Below are 16979 nucleotides of genomic sequence, written 5' to 3'. Positions count from 1 at the left end.
AACCCCGGAACGGCGGAAGACCCGCGCATGGTTTCGCTTCCGCTCAACACCCCCGTATCGCCGCTTCGCACGGCGGGGCTGATCGCCGGTATCGTCGGTCTGGGGGCGGCCGGGCTCGTGCTGTTCCTGATCGGCAACATGCTGGTCGCGGCAGGATTTCTCGGCGCGGCGATCCTCGTCGTCGGCGCGATCTGGGCGTGGCACGCGCTGTCGCCCGAACGCCGCAGCGAACCGCGCGCGATCGACTGGGACTTTACCCGGGCGATCGCGCAGGCGAGCAGCGACGCGGTCGCGGTGACCGACCGTGCGGGCCGGCTGGTCTGCGCCAATGATGCCTATGACGCGCTGTTCGCCGGGTTCCCGACACCCCCCGGGCTGCCGCTCGACGACGCGGGCGTCGCCGCGCTCGGTGACGCGGGCCGCACCGCGTGGCGCGACGGTCGCGCGATCGCCGAACGCCTCGTCGCCAACGGCCTGCGTGTGTCCGCCGAGGTCACGCGCGCGGGCGACGAGGCCGACATGCTCGTCTGGCGGTTCCTGACCGCGCCCGAATACGACCTTGCGCAGACCGTCGAGCGGCTGATCGCGGGCCCGACCGGCGATCGCCTCGGCAGCAGCGGGATCATGGTCGCGCTGATCACCGCGGACGGCCGGATCCGCGCGACCAACCGTGTGCTCCGCGCGCGCGCGCTCGGCGACGGGCAGGACCTGATCGAGGGCAAGGACTTCGCGCGGTTCCTCGTCACCGACAGCCGCGGGCTCGTCCGGTTCGCGCATGAGGGGCTGATCGGCACGCCGTTGCGCGTCCTCCAGGTCCCGTTCATCGAGGGCGATGACGCGCCCGTCCTCGTCATGCTGCTCGACGAGGAGGAGAACGCCCCCGCGATCGGCGCCAGCGCGTCGGCGCATGTCAGCAATCTCGTCAGCCTGATGCCGTTCGGCATGGCACTGGTCGACCGCGACGGCCGCTTCATCCAGATGAACGACTCGTTCCGGCGCGCCGCGGGCGTCAACGGCACGGTCCCGCCGCTTTATCCGGGCGATCTGGTCGTGCGCGAGGACAAGGCCGCGGTCGCCGACGCGATCCGCCGGTTCGCGGGCGGCGTGACGCATTCGACCGACATGGCGGTTCGCCTCAAGGATCACCCCGACGAACCCGTCGCGCTCACCATCGCCGGCGCGCGCGGGCTCGGCGACGCCGCGGTCCTGCTCAGCCTCAAGGACAATTCGGAGGAATCGCGTCTCAAGCGCGAGGTTGCACAGGCGACCAAGATGCAGGCGGTCGGCCAGCTGGCGGGCGGTGTCGCGCATGATTTCAACAACATCCTGACCGCGATCATCGGGCATTGCGACCTGATGCTGATGCGCCATTCGCCCGGCGACAGCGATTATGACGACATCCAGCAGATCCGCACCAATTCGAACCGCGCGGCCGGCCTCACGCGCCAGCTGCTCGCGTTCAGCCGCCAGCAGACACTGCGCCCGCAGATCCTTCAGCTCCCCGATGTCGTCTCCGAAGTTTCCAACCTGCTCAAGCGGCTGATGGGCGAGACCGTCCGTCTCGACATGATGCACGGCCGCAACCTGGGGCCGGTGCGCGCCGATCCGGGACAGCTCGAACAGGTCGTCGTCAATCTCGCGGTCAACGCGCGCGACGCGATCCTGTCCGCCAACCCCCGCGGCGGCGGGACGCTGACGATCACCACACGCGGCGTATCTTCGACCGAGGTCCGCCAGATGGCATCCGACATCCTGCCGATCGCCGACTATACCGCGTTGATTGTCCAGGACACCGGCGCCGGCATCCCGCCCGACGTACTGCCCAAGATCTTCGAGCCGTTCTTCACGACCAAGGAGTTCGGCAAGGGAACCGGGCTCGGGCTATCGACGGTGTACGGTATCGTCAAACAGTCTGGCGGCTATATCTTCGCCGAATCGAAGCCGGGGCAGGGGGCAACGTTCAGCATCTTCCTGCCCGTCCATGCCGCGCCTGCCGCGCCGCGGCTCACGCTTCCCAAACCCGCCGCCAAGCCCGCGGACCTCTGGGGCACGGGGACGATCCTGCTGGTCGAGGACGAGGACATGGTCCGTGCGGTCGCCGAGCGTGCGCTCACGCGGCAGGGGTACAGCGTGCTCACGGCGGAGAATGGCGAGATCGCGCTCGAGGTGATGGCGCGCAACGGCCGGCCCGATCTGCTCATCACCGACGTCGTCATGCCGACGATGGACGGACCGACGATGGTCCGCCACGCGCGCGAGAAATATCCCGACCTGCCGATCGTCTTCATGTCGGGCTATGCCGAGGAACAGCTTCGCAAGTCGATCGACCTCGACAATGTCGAATTTCTTCCCAAGCCGTTCTCCGTGCAGCAGCTCGCCGAGGCGGCGCGCGACGTACTTGCCGGACGTTAAGCAACAAGGTGTTGGCAGACTGTAACAATCCCGCCTAAGGCGGTGCGATGAACGTTCCCCAGCAAATCCTCATCGTCGAGGATGAACCCTTGATCGCCATGATGCTCGAGGATTTTCTAGAGGTCTTGGACAAAGCGGTGGCCGGGTCGGTCGACACGGTCGCCGATGCCCTGTCGCGAATCGCGCAGGGCGGCGTCGACGGCGCGATCCTCGACGTCAATCTGCGCGGCGGGGAAAAGAGCACTGCGGTCGCCGAGGCCCTCGCGGCGCAGGGCGTACCGTTCGTGTTCGCCACCGGCGGCGGTGACGACGGTGTCGCACCCGAATTCCGCGACCGCCCCCGCCTGCAGAAGCCCTTCACGATGGACGGCGTGGCAAAGGCCCTCGAAGCGCTGTGACGCCGTCATCCTGACGAACGTCAGGACCCAGAGTTAATACTACCGTGACCCGTGTTTCGCGCGAATGAGCCCCGCTGCGTTCAGCGAGGGCCGGACAGTTTCGCGTGCTCGCGTCAAAAATCGACGCAACTCTCTTGCGCGAATGCCCCTTCCCGCGACATAGGCGGTCGCCATGACCCGCACATTCGATAAATCGCGCCTGCCGAGCCGTCACGTCTCCGTTGGTCCCGAACGCGCCCCGCACCGCAGCTATTACTATGCGATGGGCATTCCCGAGGAGGATATCGCCCGGCCGTTCGTCGCCCTCGCGTCCGCCGGCAACAACTCCGCACCCTGCAACACCACGCTCGACGCGCAGGCCGATGCCGCACAGGCGGGCGTCATCCAGGGTGGCGGCATGCCACGCCGCTTCAACACGATCACCGTCACCGACGGCATCGCGATGGGGCATCAGGGGATGAAGGCGAGCCTCGTCAGTCGCGAGGTCATCGCCGATTCGGTCGAACTCTCGGTTCGCGGCCATTGCTACGACGCGCTCGTTGGCTTTGCCGGCTGCGACAAGTCGCTTCCCGGTATGATGATGGCGATGCTGCGCCTCAACATCCCGTCGGTGTTCGTTTATGGCGGCTCGATCCTGCCCGGCCGCTATCAGGAGCGCGACGTCACCGTCGTCGACGTGTTCGAGATCGTCGGCAAATATGCGGCGGGCGCGTGCCCGCTGTCCGAAGTCCACGCGCTCGAGAAGGTCGCCTGCCCCGGTCACGGTGCGTGCGGCGGCCAGTATACCGCCAACACGATGGCCTGCGTCGCAGAGGCGATCGGTTTGTCCATTCCGAACAGCAACATGGTGCCCGCACCGTACACGACTCGTGAACAGATCGCGGTGGCCGCGGGGGCGCAGGTCATGGAGTGTCTGGCGGACAATATCCGCCCGCGCGACATCTGCACGCGCGAGGCGTTCATAAACGCCGCGCGCGTCGTCGCCGCGACGGGGGGCTCGACCAACGCCGCGCTGCATCTCCCCGCAATGGCATCCGAAGCCGGGATCGAGTTCGACCTGTTCGACGTCGCCGAGATCTTCAAGACGACCCCGTACATCGCCGACCTCAAACCCGGCGGCAAATATGTCGCGAAGGACATGCACGAGGCCGGCGGCGTCTACATGCTCATGAAGACGATGCTCAGCGGCGGCTTCCTCGATGGCAGCTGCATGACGGTCACGGGCAAGACGCTCGGCGAGAATATCGATCAGGTGACGTGGAACCCAGACCAGAAGGTCATCTACGACATCAACACGCCGCTGACCCCGACGGGTGGCGTCGTCGGCCTGCGCGGCAGTCTCGCCCCCGATGGTGCGATCGTGAAGGTCGCGGGGATGCACCGTCTCCAGTTCTCGGGCCCTGCGCGCGTGTTCGACTGCGAGGAGGACACGTTCGCGGCGGTCGAGGCCCGCGAGATCAACGAGGGCGAGGTCATCGTCATCCGCTACGAAGGGCCCAAGGGCGGCCCGGGGATGCGCGAGATGCTGTCGACCACCGCCGCGCTCTACGGTCTTGGTATGGGCGAGAGCGTCGCGCTGATCACCGACGGGCGCTTTTCGGGTGGGACGCGCGGCTTCTGCATCGGCCATGTCGGCCCCGAAGCCGCCGATGGCGGCCCGATCGCGCTCGTCGAGGACGGCGACATCATCCATATCGACGCGGAGGCGGGGACGATCGACCTCGACGTTCCCGAGGACGTGATGGCCGCGCGTCGTGCCGCCTGGGTCCCGCGCCCGACCGATTATGGTTCGGGGGCACTCTGGCGCTATGCCAAGACCGTCGGTCCGGCCTACAAGGGTGCGGTCACGCACCCCGGAGCCGCAGCCGAAACCCATGTCTACGCGGATATCTAAACGATCGCAGTATTTTGTGGCTGTTCTTTCGCTCCCGCTCGCATCATGCGGGCAGGAGCAGCCGGGCGCTTCGGAGACGGCGCAGCGTCGCGACGACGGGCAGGCGGCGATGCATATCCCGTGTGCGAAGGGCGATGCTGCACTCGCGGCCGATTGCACGATCGAACAGGCTTCGGGGCCTGACGGCATCGTCCTGACCATCCGTCACCCCGGTGGCGGGTTTCGTCGGTTGCGCGTCACGGCGGACGGCCGCGGTGTCGTCGCGGCAGATGGGGCCGAGCAGGCGCGTGTCACGGTGCCCGGGGCGGGCAACATCGACGTTGCGCTGGGTACCGAGCGCTACCGTCTCCCGGCAACGGTCCGCGCGGGGGCAACCGGCTCATGATCCCGATCGAGGGCCAGCCCGTCCTGACCGCCGCCGAGATGCGCGGGGCCGAGGAGGCGGTGATCGCAACCGGCATCTCGATCGACACGCTGATGGACCGTGCGGGCACGCGCATCGCGCACGCGGTCCGTCGCCTGGCGGGGGCGAACGCCGTCCTGATTCTCTGCGGTCCCGGCAACAACGGCGGCGACGGCTATGTCGCCGCGCGCGTGCTCGCGGACCTGGGCGCGACGGTCCGCGTCGCGGCGCTGTCCGAGCCCCGGACCGACGCGGCGAAGGCGGCACGGGCAGGGTGGGGCGGCCCCGTCGAAACACTCGGGGATGCCAGACCCGCCCCGGTGCTTGTCGACGCGCTGTTCGGTACCGGCCTGACGCGCCCGCTGGATGCCGCGGCGGTGCAGCTTCGCGCGTTGGCCGACGCCGCGAACCTCAGTATTGCTCTCGACCTGCCGAGCGGCCTCGCCACCGACACGGGCACCGCGCTCAGCACGCCCCCGGTCTTCGATCTCACGCTCGCGCCCGGTGCGGTGAAGCCTGCGCATCTGCTCCAGCCCGCCGCGCGCTATTGCGGGACGATCCGCCTGCTCGACATCGGCGTCCCCGTCACCAGCCAGGCCGCGGTCCTCGCACCGCCAGTGCTCGCGGCGCCGGGCCCCGATTCGCACAAATATTCGCGCGGCATGGTGGCGGTCGTCGCGGGTGGCATGCCGGGAGCAGCGGAACTGGCGGCCCGCGCCGCGATGCGCGCGGGCGCTGGCTATGTAACGCTGCTCGGCGACACCACAGGCGCGCCGCACGCGCTCGTCCGCGCGCCGCTGACCGACGCCGCGCTGGCCAACGACCGGATCGGCGTGGTCGTCATCGGCCCGGGGCTCGGCCGCGACGATCGCGCGCGCGCCCGGCTCGACGCGGCGCTCGCTGCAGGCCACCCGCTCGTCATCGACGGCGACGCGCTCCGCCTGCTCGACCCCGAGCGGATCGCGGCACTCGGGCTTCCCGTCATCCTGACGCCGCATGCGGGCGAGTTCGACGCGCTCTTCGGCGGATCCGATGCGGACAAGATCACGCGCGCGCGCGATGCCGCGGTCCGCGCGGACGCGGTCGTCGTTTTCAAGGGCGCGGACACCGTCGTTGCCGCGCCCGATGGCCGCGTCCGGATCGCGCACGGTGCGAGCGACTGGCTCTCGACCGCGGGGACGGGCGACGTGCTCGCCGGCGCAATCGGCGCGATGATGGCGGCACGGCTCGATCCGTTCGCCGCCGCCTGTGCCGGGGTGTGGCTCCACGGCGACGCCGCGCGCCGGTCGGGACCGGCATTTATCGCCGATGACTTGGCGGATGCGCTCCGGTCGGCCAGAGCGTCGGCATGACCTCCGACATCACGCCCGACATCGCCCCCGACCTCATCATCCGCGTCGCCGCGCGCGGGGACGGCATCACCGCGGACGGCCGCCATGCCGCGCTGACCGCGCCCGGCGACACGCTCGCACCCGATGGCACGGTGACGCACGGGGTCCACCACCAGACGCCGCCCTGCGTCCATTTCCCGACCTGCGGCGGCTGCCAGCTCCAGCATCTCGACGACCAGAGCTATGCCGAGTTCGTCACCGACCGGATCGCCTCCGCGCTCGACGGGCAGGGGCTGTCCGCCCCGCTACGCACGCCGCACGTCTCGCCCGAACGCAGTCGCCGCCGCGCGACGCTCCACGCCGAGGCCAAGGGGGGCAGGATCACGCTCGGTTTCACCGCCGAGAAGGCGCACACGATCGTCGACATCAGGGAATGCTGGATCCTCGATCCGCGCCTGTTCGCACTCGTCGAGCCGCTCCGCCAGCTGCTCAGGCGGCTCAACTTCCGCCGCCGCGCCGACATCCACCTGACGCTCGCCGACCAGGGCGCGGATATCCTCATCACTGGCTTCGCGCCCGAAGGCCTCGCCGCCGCCGAAGCGCTCACCCGGTTCTGCGAGACGCACAAAGTCGCGCGTGTCGCGTTCGACGACGGCCTCGGACCCGAGACGCGTTGGGAGCCCGACGCGGTCACCATCACGCTCGGCGGCGTCCCCGTGCCGCTGCCGCCCGCGTCGTTCCTTCAGGCGACCCCCGACGGCGAGGCCGCGCTGACCGATGCCGTGCTCGAGGCGATCGGCAAGCCCGCCACGGTCGCCGACCTGTTCGCGGGGCTCGGCACCTTCACGCTCGCTATCCCCGCCAAGGTCTATGCCGCCGAGGGCGCACGCGATGCGCTGTCGTCGCTGAAGGCGGCTGCGCACCGGTTGCAGCGTCCGGTCTATCCCGAGCACCGCGACCTGTACCGCCGCCCGCTGACGACCGCCGAGCTCGACCGGTTCGACGCGGTCGTCATCGACCCGCCGCGCTCGGGCGCGCGCGAGCAGATGGCCGCGCTTGCCGAGAGCAAGACGCCCGTCATCATGTACGTATCGTGCAACCCGGCGAGCTTCGCGCGCGATGCGAAGGACCTGTGCGCGGCGGGGTGGCGGATCGACTGGATCCAGCCGGTCGGCCAGTTTCGCTGGTCGACGCATGTCGAACTCGCAGCAAAGTTCGTCCGCGACGCTCAGCCGTCCTGACGCCCGCGTCATCCTGACGAAAGTCGGGAGCGAGGGTATCAGGCGCAGCGCTGCGTGACCTGGGGTCCCGGATCAGGTCCGCGATGACGGCGGCGGATACACCGCGGTCACGAAGTACAACCCGTCGGGCGGTGCATTCAGCCCCAGCATCGCCCGATCCCTCGCCGCGAGCGCCTTCGCCACATCGTCGACCGCCCAGCGTCCCATGCCCACCAGCGCGAGGCACCCGACCATCGACCGCACCTGGTGATGCAGGAACGACCGCGCCGCCGCGTGGATGAACAGCCGCTCGCCGTCGCGCACCACCTCGAGCCGGTCGAGCGTCCGCACGGGGCTGTCCGCCTGGCAATGCGCCGAGCGAAATGTCGTGAAATCATGCCGCCCGACCAGCGCGGCCGCCGCCGCCGCCATCGCGTCTGCATCGAGCGGCTGCGGCACCTGCCACGCCAGCCCCGCCTCGAACGTCAGCGGCGAGCGGCGGTTGACGATTCGGTACTCGTACGACCGCCCGATGCACGAAAACCGCGCATGCCAGTCGTCGTCGACGACCTCGCACGCCAGCACCGACACCGGCGCGGGCCGCACCAGCGCGTTCAGCGCCTCCATCAGCCGGAACGCCGCGACCGGCTTCGCGATGTCGACATGCGCGCGCATCGCCATTCCGTGCACGCCGGCATCGGTCCGACCCGCCGCCTGCACCGACGCGGTCTCGCCGGTCATCTTCAGCACGGCCGCCTCGAGCGCCGCCTGGACACTCGGCCCGTGCTTTTGCCGCTGCCACCCCATGAACGGCCGCCCGTCGAATTCCACCGTCAGCGCGAACCGCGTCAAAGCTGCGTACCCGAGGGGATCGCGAAGCCGCGGAGCAGGTCCGTCGCCGACGTCACGCCGCGCCCCGCGCGCTGGACGATCGTCGGCCGGATCGCGCCGTCGCCGCATGCGATCGTCAGCTCGCCATTGACCGTCATCCCCTCGCTGCCCGGGAAGGTGAAGGGCAGCACGTCGGCGGCCAGCACCTTTACGCGCTCGCCCTTGTACTCGAACCACGCCCCCGGTGCCGGGTTCATCGCCCGGACCAGCCGCTCGACCTCGGTCGCGTGCTTCGTGAAATCGATCCGCGCCTCGGACTTGTCGATCTTGGCGGCATAGGTGACGCCCGCGTCGGGCTGCACGCGCGCCGGGTGCGCGTCGAGATCGCCAAGCACCTCGAGCATCAGTCGCCCGCCCATTGCGGCAAGTTCGCGCGTGAGGTCGCCCGTCGTCTTCCCGACGATCGGCGTCCGTGCCTCCAGCCGGACCGGCCCGGTGTCGAGACCGGCCTCCATCTGCATGATCCCGACCCCCGTCTCGCTGTCGCCGGCCAGGATCGCGCGCTGCACCGGCGCCGCGCCGCGCCACCGCGGCAACAGCGACCCGTGGACGTTCAGGCACCCATGTTTCGGTGCGTCCAGAATGACTTGCGGCAGGATCAGGCCATAGGCTGCGACCACTGCGACGTCGGCATCGTGCGCGGCGAACGCGGCCTGTGCCTCCGCCGTCCGCAGGCTGGTCGGGGTGAAGACAGGAATGCCCGCCGCCTCGGCGCGGAGCTGCACCGCGGAGGCGACCAGCTCGCGCCCGCGCCGCCCCCCCGCGCGGGGGGGCTGGCTGTAGACCGCGACGACGTCGTGTTCCGATGCCACCAGCAGCGCGTCGAGGATGTCGCGCGCGAACTCGGGCGTTCCCATGAAGATGATCCGCATGCTTCCCCTCGAACACGCTGGCGGGGAGGCTTGCAACCCCCTATCTGTTCCCGATGGCATCCCCAGAGATCGAGGCGTTGACGCAGGCGCTGGCCCGGCTTCCCGGCCTAGGCCCGCGATCCGCGCGTCGCGCCGTGCTGCACCTGCTCAAGAAGCGCGACGCCGCGCTCGGGCCCCTGCGCGAGGCGCTGACCGCGGTCGACGAACGGCTCCAGAACTGCACTGTCTGCGGGAATGTCGATACGACCAACCCGTGCGGGATATGCGCCGACCCGCGCCGCGACCAGCGCGCGCTGTGCGTCGTCGAGGAGGTCGCCGACCTCTGGGCGCTCGATCGTTCGCGGCTGTTCCCCGGCCGCTTCCATGTCCTGGGCGGGCGCCTGTCCGCGCTGGAGGGCATCCGCCCGGAGGATCTCAGCATCGACAGCCTCGTCCGCCGGATCGAGGCGGGGGGCGTCGACGAGGTCGTGCTCGCGATGAACGCGACGCTCGAGGGGCAGACGACCGCACACTATATCGCCGAGCGGATCGAGCGCTTTCCGATCCGCGTCACGCAGCTCGCCCACGGGCTCCCGGTGGGGGGCGAACTCGACTATCTCGACGAGGGCACGCTGGCGCAGGCGCTTCGTGCGCGACGTCCGATGGCTTGACGGCACCCGGCGCAAAACCTAGCTGCGCGGTATGACCGTCATGACCGTTCTCGAAGTCCCCGATCCCCGCCTGCGTCTCGTCGCCGAGCCAGTGGAGACGGTCGACGATTCGATCCGCACGCTCGTCGCCGACATGATCGAGACGATGTACGACTTCAACGGCATCGGCCTCGCCGCGACGCAGGTCGGCGTCCAGAAGCGTGTCCTCGTCATCGACCTGCAGGATGAGCAGGGCGAAGACGAAAAGCCGATCAAGAATCCCAAGGCGTATATCAACGCCGAGATCCTGTCGGTCAGCGACGAAGTATCGACGTACAACGAGGGCTGCCTCTCGATCCCGGATCAATATGCCGAGGTCGCGCGGCCGGCGCGGTGCCGCGTCAAGTGGCTCGACGAGACCGGTGCGGCGCATGAGGAGGATCTCGACGGCCTGCTCTCGACCTGCATGCAGCACGAGATCGACCATCTCGACGGCGTCCTCTTCATCGACCATATCAGCCGTCTCAAGCGCGACATGGTCCTCAAGAAGCTGGCAAAGGCGCGCAAGCTCGGCTGACCTGCTTGCGGTGATGCGGTTGGCGGGCGCCCGACGCGCCCTGCGTCGCACTTAGGCGTGATTCTGAATGATTGCTCGCCGCCCCGGCCGAGGCCGGGCGCGGTCCATCGCAGCACCGCCAGCGTTGGCCATGCGGGGCATGGCCACGCCACGTCTTTTCGCCACGAATGCGGAAACGCGCTGCTAGAGCGCGGGACAGGCCGCGTAAAAATACTGCTGTCCTGCACGGCGTGTTCGACCTATGTTCTCGGCATGCCAGGCCAGACCGTCACTGCTGCGTCGTCGTGTATCGATCATGACGACCAGGGCGGGCACCGGTGCCGGCGCGTATGCCTCTTCAACTTGTGGATCGATTCATGACCGAACTCGTGATCGTCGCCGTGCTCGCGGCGGCTGCCGGGCTCCTGCTCGGCTGGCTGCTCGCGGCACGTCGCGCCGCCACGCTCGCCAGCGACCTTGCGGTCGCGCAGACCAGGGTGGCCGATGCCGACCTCGTTCGCACCGCGCGCGATGCGGTCGAGCGTGAACGCAACGCCGCGCTGCAGGATCTCGCCACGCTTCGCGCGCAGAGCGCCGAACGCGCAGGGGAGGCGGATCGCCTTCGCAGCGATCTGCTGACGATCCGCGCGGACCGCGATGCGGCGCGGACCGAACTCGCCACCGAGCATGCCCGCAGCGAGGCGTTCGAGGCGCGTCTGGTCGAACTGCGCGAGGCCAAGGACGTCATGGCGGCGCAGTTCGGCGATGTCGCCAACAAGCTGCTCAACGACGCGCAGAAGACGTTTCTCGACCGCGCCGACGCGCGCTTCCGCCAGTCGGAGGAGAGCGCGGGCCAGAACCTCAAGTCGATGCTCCAGCCGGTCAGCGACCGCCTTCAGCGTTATGAGGAAGGCGTCGCCAAGGTCGAGGCGGACCGTCGCGATGCGTTCGGCGATCTCAAGGGGCAGATCGAGCAGATGCGGCTCGGCCAGGAAAAGGTCTCGACCGAGGCCGCCAAGCTCGTCAACTCGCTCCGCAACGCGCCCAAGTCGCGCGGCCGCTGGGGCGAGCAGCAACTCAAGAACGTGCTCGAGACCTGCGGGCTCAGCGAACACACCGATTTCCAGACCGAGGTCTCGGTTGCGGTCGGCGATGACGGTGCGCGGCTCCGCCCCGATGCGATCATCCGCGTCCCCGGCGGGCGCGCACTGGTGATCGACGCCAAGGTCTCGCTCAACGCCTATCAGGACGCGTTCGGCGCGGTCGACGATGCCGAGCGCCTGATCGGTCTGGCGGCGCACGCCGCGTCGATGCGCGCGCACGTCAACGGTCTCGGCAACAAGGCGTATTGGAGCCAGTTCGCCGACACGCCGGACTATGTGATCATGTTCGTGCCCGGCGAGCATTTCCTGTCGGCGGCGCTCGAGCATGACCCGACCCTGTGGGACTTCGCGTTTGAAAAGAGGGTGTTGCTCGCCACCCCTACCAATCTGATTGCGATCGCCCGGACGGTCGCGGCGGTCTGGCGTCAGGAAAAGCTCGCCAACGAGGCGCGCAAGATCGGCGAGCTTGGCAAGGAGATGCACGACCGTCTAGCCAAGGTCGCCGACGATCTCCGCAAGGTCGGGGTCGGATTGAACAGCGCGGTGAAGAACTTCAACGGCTTCACCAACTCGTTCAACGGCCGCCTGATGGTCACGGGCCGCAAGTTCCGCGACCTCAATATCGAAACGGGTGCCCGCGATCTCGAGGACGTGTCGTCGGTCGATGCGCTGGCGTTGGGGGAGGGGCCGGCGCTGATCGAGAAGCCGGAAAGTTAAGGCGCTATATCAACGCTGTTGGGCAAGAACCTCGTACGCCATGACGGCGGTCGCAACCGCGGCGTTCAGGCTGTCGGCCTTGCCCAGCATCGGAATCTTGACCAACGTGTCGCACCCTTCCGCCATCTCGGCGGGCATGCCCTGCGCTTCGTTCCCGGTGAGCAGGAACGTCGGCGCGGCGTATCGCGCGGCGCGGTAGTCGGTCTCGGTATCGAGGCTTAAGCCGACCAGCTGCCCGGGTCCGCTGCGGAGCCAGGACTGGAAGGGGGCCCATTCGGTCTTGACCACGGGAATCGTGAACAGCGCGCCCATGCTCGCGCGAACCGCCTCGACCGAAAACGGATCGACCGACTCGCCGATCAGGATCAGCCCACCCGCGCCGACCGCATCGCCGGTCCGCAGGATCGTCCCGAGATTACCCGGATCGCGCAACCGCTCGGCAACCAGCCATATCCCGGCGGACTCCCGGTCGAGTTGCTCCAGCGTCGTATCGAACTCGTCGAATACCCCGACGACCGCTTGCGGGTTGTCCTTGCCCGACAGTTTGGAGAGGATATCCGGCGTCGTCTGGATCGACTCGCCGCCTGCCTCCTCGACGTCCATCGACAGCGCATGGACCAGTGGATGGTTCCCGCTCGCGGCGGCGTAGAACAGCGTCCGGGGCAGCCGCCCCGTCTCTCGCGCCTCGGTCAGGATGCGCAATCCCTCGGCCAGGAACTGTTTCGCCGCCCGCCGATGCCGTTTGTCGCGCAGATCGCGGACATATTTGATGAGCGGGTTGGAGAACGCGGTGATTTCGCGGGGCATCTGTCAGGCGTCCAGCGCGCGGGAGTGAGAAAAGTCGATGAGCACGCGCCGCTCATGCCCGTACGCACGCGCTCCGGCAAGCCGTGCAGCGGGCTGGTTCGCCGCGGATCAGTCCTCGCCGAACTTTGCCTCGACCAGTTCGGCGAGACGGGTGACGGCTTCGTCGGCGCCGTCTCCGTTCGCCGATATCGTGATCGAGTCGCCCATCGCGGCACCGAGCATCATCAGCCCCATGATAGACGTGCCCGTAACGCTGCCCGATCCGTCCTTCTCGACCTGGACGTCGCAACTCTGCGACGACGCGAGCGTGACGAACTTCGCGCTGGCGCGGGCGTGCAGGCCACGGCGGTTGGTGATCAGGACGGTCCGTGCGACGCTCACGCCGCGGCCTCGCCGAGAACCTCGGACGCAACCGAGATATATTTGCGACCCGCCTCGCGCGCGGCCGCGACCGCGGCGACCACGGTCATCGCCTTGCGCGCCGACCCGAGCCGGATCAGCATCGGCAGGTTCATCCCGGCGATTACCTCGACGCGGCCGCGTTCCATCAGCGAGATTGCCAGATTGGACGGCGTGCCGCCGAACAGGTCGGTCAGCACGATGACGCCGCGGCCCGTATCGACGTCGGCGATCGCCGCGGCGATATCCGCGCGGCGTTCCTCCATATCATCGTCAGGCCCGATCGCGATTGTCGCGACACGTTCCTGTGGACCGACGACGTGAATCATCGCGGTGACGAATTCCTCGGCGAGCCGCCCATGGGTCACCAAAACTAGGCCGATCATATCAGACGCTTCATACTCATGTGCCGACCGGTAGTCCCTCGAGCGAGTCCTGCGGCGCGGCCCCCAGGTCGCGATGGATGACCGTGGGCGAAAAACCCTCGACGCGCAACCGTCCGGCGATCCGTTCGGCGACATGAACCGAGCGATGTCTCCCTCCGGTACATCCGATCGCGACGCTGACATAGGATTTGCCCTCCGCCTTGTAGCGCGGGAGCAACAGGAGCAGCAGGTCCTCGATCCGCGAGAGGGCGGCCTCATAGGCGGGGTCAGTTGCGATATAGGCGGCGACGTTACCGTCCAGTCCGGTGCCCGGACGCAGGCTGTGGACCCAATGCGGATTGCGCAGAAAACGCATGTCGAACACCATGTCCGCGTTGCGCGGCAGGCCCCGCGAGAACCCGAACGACTGGATCGACAGCGTCGGCGTACCGCGTTCACCGCGCGCAAATTCCGCGCGAATCTGTTGTGCAAGTTCGTTGGCGGACAGTGTCGTCGTGTCGATCAGCCGGTTTGCCCAGTCGCGCAATGGTCGCAGCAGTTCGCGTTCGCGCGCGATGCCGTCACCGGCGGGGCGATCCAGCGCAAGCGGATGGCGACGCCGCGTCTCGGAATAGCGTCGCTCGAGTTCGGTGCTCGCACAATCGAGAAACAGCGTGCTGATCTCCAGCCCATGTTCGTCACGCAGATCGCGGATGCGACTGATGATCCGCTGCGAATCGAAGTCGCGCGTGCGGGCGCCGATGCCGATCGCGAGAGGCTGCTTGCCGTCGTCGAGCGCGTTGTGCGGGGGCGGGGTATCGAGCAATCGATCGAGCAACAGCAACGGCAGATTGTCGACGATTTCCCAGCCAAGGTCCTCCAGCGTCTTCAGCACGGTGGACTTTCCCGCGCCGGACATGCCGGTCAGAAGCAGGATAGGTTTGTGGTGAGTCGTCAAGCGAGTGCAACTCCGTTGCGCAGGGCGAATTCGATCTTGATCGGTGCAGAGCTATGGAACGGCTCGATCGCCACTTCGGGTACGTCGATCCCGGCGATCCGTCGGATTCTCCGATCGGGCATGCGCTGAACCTGGTCCTGCAACCTGACGAGCATCGCAACGGGTATGTCGGCGACATGCGGCAAAGACAGGATGCCGACGCCGCGGATCTCCAGCTTGCCAGCGATCGTCTGCGGCGGGCGTGCCAGCAACCGCGAACCGGCGCGGATGAGCAGCGTCTGGTCGTCGCTAATGAGCACCGCGCCACGGTCGATCAGCCGCAGCGCCAGATCGGACTTGCCCGACCCCGACGGCCCCTCGATCAGCACGGCAACGCCGCCGATCGCGACCGCCGTCGCATGCAGCCGATCCGATGACAGTTCGACCATCGCGCAGGCTCCTCAACTATCATTCAGCGGAATGCGGATGACGAAGCGTGCGCCACCAAGGCGATCTTCCCGCGATTCGACGGTAATCGCGCCCTGATGGCCTTCGACGATCGTCCGGGCGATGGCCAGACCCAGTCCCGAATGTCGGCCGAAGGTCTCCGATTCGGGGCGGACGGAATGAAAGCGACGGAAGATCGCGTCCCGCGCGTCCTCCGGTACGCCCGGTCCCTCGTCCTCGATCCGGATCACGAGATGCTGCGCCCCCCGAACCGTCGACACGGTGATCAGCCCGCCATCGGGTGAGAAGGACACGGCATTGTCGATCACGTTCTCGATGACGCGTTCGAGCCGCGCGCCCTCGCCGAGGATGACAAACGGGCCGTCCGTGCCGCGGTCGAAACGGATGCGGATATCCCGCTCGACGCCCCGTGCGGTGCGCTGTGCGAGCAGGCCATCGATCAGCGTCGCCATGTCGACCGGCTCGAACTTTGCCCGGCTCAGTTGCGCGTCCAGACGCGAGGCGTCCGAGATGTCCGAGATCAGCCGGTCGAGCCGGTGGACGTCATCGCGGACGATCGCCATCAGCTGTTCCTGCAACGCCGGGTCGCGCACGCGCGAGAGTCCCTCGACGGCAGACCGCAGCGAAGCGAGCGGGTTCTTCATCTCGTGCGTGACGTCAGCGGCAAACGCCTCGGTCGCATCGATCCTTGCCCGGAGCGCGAGGCTCATGTCGGACAGCGCGCGCGCCAGCATGCCGAGCTCGTCGCGCCGAGAGGGGAGTCGCGGCACGACGACTTCGCGCGCTCGCCCCAGCCTGACCCGCACCGCGGCGCGCGCCAGCCGCCGCAAGGGCCGGACGATCGTCCGTGCCAGGAACAACGACAGCAGCACCGAGACGATCGAGACGAGCAGCAGAACCATGCTCAGGCGGAAGCGCTCGATCCGGACGGTCCGCGTGATGTCCCGGGCGTTCACCGTCGTCATGACGACGCCGCCGCGAGGCAGCGGTGCGGATGCCGTGATGACGGGGGTACGGTCCGGCGCACGCCACACGGTCGCCGAAATGCGCTGGTGCTGGCGTGCTCGATCGACGTCGGGCCAGGATTGGCCGGCGCCACGTTCTCGGTAGAGCGGCGCTCGCGGTGCCATCACGACGATATCGATCACCGCGTCGAGAAAACGCGCGACGTCCTGACCCCAATCCTCCTTGTCGGGATCCTGGAGCACGAAATTGCGCAGTCCGAGCAAGCGGCTGTCCACGATCGGCTTTCCGGCAGCGTCGTAGAGTCGGATGCGCGAGCCGGTATCATTGCCGAGCCGGACGATCAGCGGGTCACGCAAGGCGGGCGCGACCGCGGCGAGCGCCTCGCCGATCAGTCGTGCCTCGCGACCGGCTTGCGCCACGCGGCTGTCGAGGATCCGGCTGCGATAGGAATCAAGGTAGAAGAACCCGCCGGCCAACAGCAGCAGCGCAAAGATGTTGACCGCCAATATCCGCCGGGTGAGCGAGATCTGGCCCGACCAGCGCAGCGTCAGATCCCGGCCATCTTCACTTTCGCGCAGATCGTCGATGTCATGCAGATCGGGGGCGGGCAT

General features: G+C 68.2%; 17 protein-coding genes. 9 read left to right on the top strand and 8 right to left on the bottom strand.

The features are described 5' to 3' along the window. Positions 1–27 precede the first annotated feature (27 nt). From ASE72_RS15610 to ASE72_RS15585, 6 genes are all read left to right on the top strand, one after another. Positions 28–2412, top strand: coding sequence for a hybrid sensor histidine kinase/response regulator (locus tag ASE72_RS15610; RefSeq protein WP_056024288.1), 2385 nt, complete (start codon positions 28–30; stop codon positions 2410–2412). 47 nt (positions 2413–2459) lie between these two features. After that, positions 2460–2810, top strand: a complete 351-nt coding sequence (locus ASE72_RS15605) for a response regulator (RefSeq protein ID WP_056023383.1) — start codon at positions 2460–2462, stop codon at positions 2808–2810. Positions 2811–2982: 172 nt separating this feature from the next. Beyond that, positions 2983–4704 carry a dihydroxy-acid dehydratase gene (ilvD, locus tag ASE72_RS15600; RefSeq protein ID WP_056023380.1) on the top strand — a complete coding sequence of 574 codons (1722 nt, stop codon included), beginning with the start codon at positions 2983–2985 and terminating at the stop codon, positions 4702–4704. A 16-nt stretch (positions 4705–4720) separates the two neighbouring features. Next, a complete protein-coding gene (locus ASE72_RS15595; protein WP_235532390.1) occupies positions 4721–5089 on the top strand; it encodes a hypothetical protein in 369 nt (122 codons plus the stop codon). Continuing rightward, on the top strand, positions 5086–6459 hold the full coding sequence (locus ASE72_RS15590; protein WP_056023374.1) for a bifunctional ADP-dependent NAD(P)H-hydrate dehydratase/NAD(P)H-hydrate epimerase: 1374 nt from the start codon (positions 5086–5088) through the stop codon (positions 6457–6459). Before ASE72_RS15595 ends, ASE72_RS15590 begins: the two co-directional genes overlap by 4 nt. After that, positions 6456–7679, top strand: coding sequence for a class I SAM-dependent RNA methyltransferase (locus ASE72_RS15585; RefSeq protein WP_056023371.1), 1224 nt, complete (start codon positions 6456–6458; stop codon positions 7677–7679). Before ASE72_RS15590 ends, ASE72_RS15585 begins: the two co-directional genes overlap by 4 nt. 72 nt (positions 7680–7751) lie before the next feature. Here ASE72_RS15585 and truA read toward each other — a convergent pair whose 3' ends face one another. Together truA and fmt are read right to left on the bottom strand one after the other, a co-directional pair. Then, positions 7752–8510: a tRNA pseudouridine(38-40) synthase TruA gene (gene truA / locus ASE72_RS15580; RefSeq protein WP_056023369.1), complete on the bottom strand. Its 759-nt coding sequence runs from the start codon at positions 8508–8510 to the stop codon at positions 7752–7754. Next, positions 8507–9421 carry a methionyl-tRNA formyltransferase gene (fmt, locus tag ASE72_RS15575; RefSeq protein ID WP_056023366.1) on the bottom strand — a complete coding sequence of 305 codons (915 nt, stop codon included), beginning with the start codon at positions 9419–9421 and terminating at the stop codon, positions 8507–8509. The genes truA and fmt overlap by 4 nt, the downstream gene beginning before the upstream one ends. A gap of 53 nt (positions 9422–9474) precedes the next feature. Here fmt and recR point away from each other — a divergent pair, with 53 nt between their 5' ends. The 3 genes from recR (at position 9475) to rmuC (ending at position 12426) form a co-directional block, all read left to right on the top strand. Beyond that, entirely contained in the window at positions 9475–10071 is a 597-nt protein-coding gene (gene recR / locus ASE72_RS15570) for a recombination mediator RecR (RefSeq protein ID WP_056023361.1), read from the top strand. Between the two features lie 31 nt (positions 10072–10102). Continuing rightward, on the top strand, positions 10103–10627 hold the full coding sequence (gene def, locus ASE72_RS15565) for a peptide deformylase (RefSeq protein WP_056023359.1): 525 nt from the start codon (positions 10103–10105) through the stop codon (positions 10625–10627). A 356-nt stretch (positions 10628–10983) separates the two neighbouring features. Further along, positions 10984–12426, top strand: a complete 1443-nt coding sequence (rmuC, locus tag ASE72_RS15560) for a DNA recombination protein RmuC (protein ID WP_056023358.1) — start codon at positions 10984–10986, stop codon at positions 12424–12426. Positions 12427–12435: 9 nt separating this feature from the next. Here rmuC and ASE72_RS15555 read toward each other — a convergent pair whose 3' ends face one another. The 6 genes from ASE72_RS15555 to ASE72_RS15530 all read right to left on the bottom strand — a co-directional run bounded on the left by ASE72_RS15555 (position 12436) and on the right by ASE72_RS15530 (position 16979). Beyond that, positions 12436–13233: a TrmH family RNA methyltransferase gene (locus tag ASE72_RS15555; RefSeq protein WP_056023354.1), complete on the bottom strand. Its 798-nt coding sequence runs from the start codon at positions 13231–13233 to the stop codon at positions 12436–12438. A gap of 108 nt (positions 13234–13341) precedes the next feature. Further along, entirely contained in the window at positions 13342–13614 is a 273-nt protein-coding gene (locus ASE72_RS15550; RefSeq protein ID WP_056023351.1) for an HPr family phosphocarrier protein, read from the bottom strand. Beyond that, positions 13611–14018, bottom strand: coding sequence for a PTS sugar transporter subunit IIA (locus tag ASE72_RS15545; RefSeq protein WP_056023348.1), 408 nt, complete (start codon positions 14016–14018; stop codon positions 13611–13613). The genes ASE72_RS15550 and ASE72_RS15545 overlap by 4 nt, the downstream gene beginning before the upstream one ends. Before the next feature lie 16 nt (positions 14019–14034). Continuing rightward, positions 14035–14955, bottom strand: a complete 921-nt coding sequence (gene rapZ, locus ASE72_RS15540; protein ID WP_056023345.1) for an RNase adapter RapZ — start codon at positions 14953–14955, stop codon at positions 14035–14037. After that, on the bottom strand, positions 14952–15383 hold the full coding sequence (locus ASE72_RS15535; protein WP_056023343.1) for an HPr kinase/phosphorylase: 432 nt from the start codon (positions 15381–15383) through the stop codon (positions 14952–14954). The genes rapZ and ASE72_RS15535 overlap by 4 nt, the downstream gene beginning before the upstream one ends. A gap of 12 nt (positions 15384–15395) precedes the next feature. Then, on the bottom strand, positions 15396–16979 hold the full coding sequence (locus ASE72_RS15530) for a sensor histidine kinase (protein ID WP_056023340.1): 1584 nt from the start codon (positions 16977–16979) through the stop codon (positions 15396–15398).

The organism is Sphingomonas sp. Leaf20, assembly GCF_001421535.1.
Lineage (GTDB): Bacteria > Pseudomonadota > Alphaproteobacteria > Sphingomonadales > Sphingomonadaceae > Sphingomonas.
The sequence above is the reverse complement of the archived record's forward strand: the minus strand, read 5'-3'. Positions and strand labels throughout refer to the sequence as shown.

Coding starts and splice junctions, on each gene's coding strand:
- ASE72_RS15610 (WP_056024288.1), top strand. CDS start 28: ATGGTTTCGCTTCCGCTCAACACCCCCGTATCGCCGCTTCGCACGGCG.
- ASE72_RS15605 (WP_056023383.1), top strand. CDS start 2,460: ATGAACGTTCCCCAGCAAATCCTCATCGTCGAGGATGAACCCTTGATC.
- ilvD (WP_056023380.1), top strand. CDS start 2,983: ATGACCCGCACATTCGATAAATCGCGCCTGCCGAGCCGTCACGTCTCC.
- ASE72_RS15590 (WP_056023374.1), top strand. CDS start 5,086: ATGATCCCGATCGAGGGCCAGCCCGTCCTGACCGCCGCCGAGATGCGC.
- ASE72_RS15585 (WP_056023371.1), top strand. CDS start 6,456: ATGACCTCCGACATCACGCCCGACATCGCCCCCGACCTCATCATCCGC.
- fmt (WP_056023366.1), bottom strand. CDS start 9,421: ATGCGGATCATCTTCATGGGAACGCCCGAGTTCGCGCGCGACATCCTC.
- recR (WP_056023361.1), top strand. CDS start 9,475: ATGGCATCCCCAGAGATCGAGGCGTTGACGCAGGCGCTGGCCCGGCTT.
- def (WP_056023359.1), top strand. CDS start 10,103: ATGACCGTCATGACCGTTCTCGAAGTCCCCGATCCCCGCCTGCGTCTC.
- rmuC (WP_056023358.1), top strand. CDS start 10,984: ATGACCGAACTCGTGATCGTCGCCGTGCTCGCGGCGGCTGCCGGGCTC.
- ASE72_RS15555 (WP_056023354.1), bottom strand. CDS start 13,233: ATGCCCCGCGAAATCACCGCGTTCTCCAACCCGCTCATCAAATATGTC.
- ASE72_RS15545 (WP_056023348.1), bottom strand. CDS start 14,018: ATGATCGGCCTAGTTTTGGTGACCCATGGGCGGCTCGCCGAGGAATTC.
- ASE72_RS15535 (WP_056023343.1), bottom strand. CDS start 15,383: ATGGTCGAACTGTCATCGGATCGGCTGCATGCGACGGCGGTCGCGATC.
- ASE72_RS15530 (WP_056023340.1), bottom strand. CDS start 16,979: ATGCCCGCCCCCGATCTGCATGACATCGACGATCTGCGCGAAAGTGAA.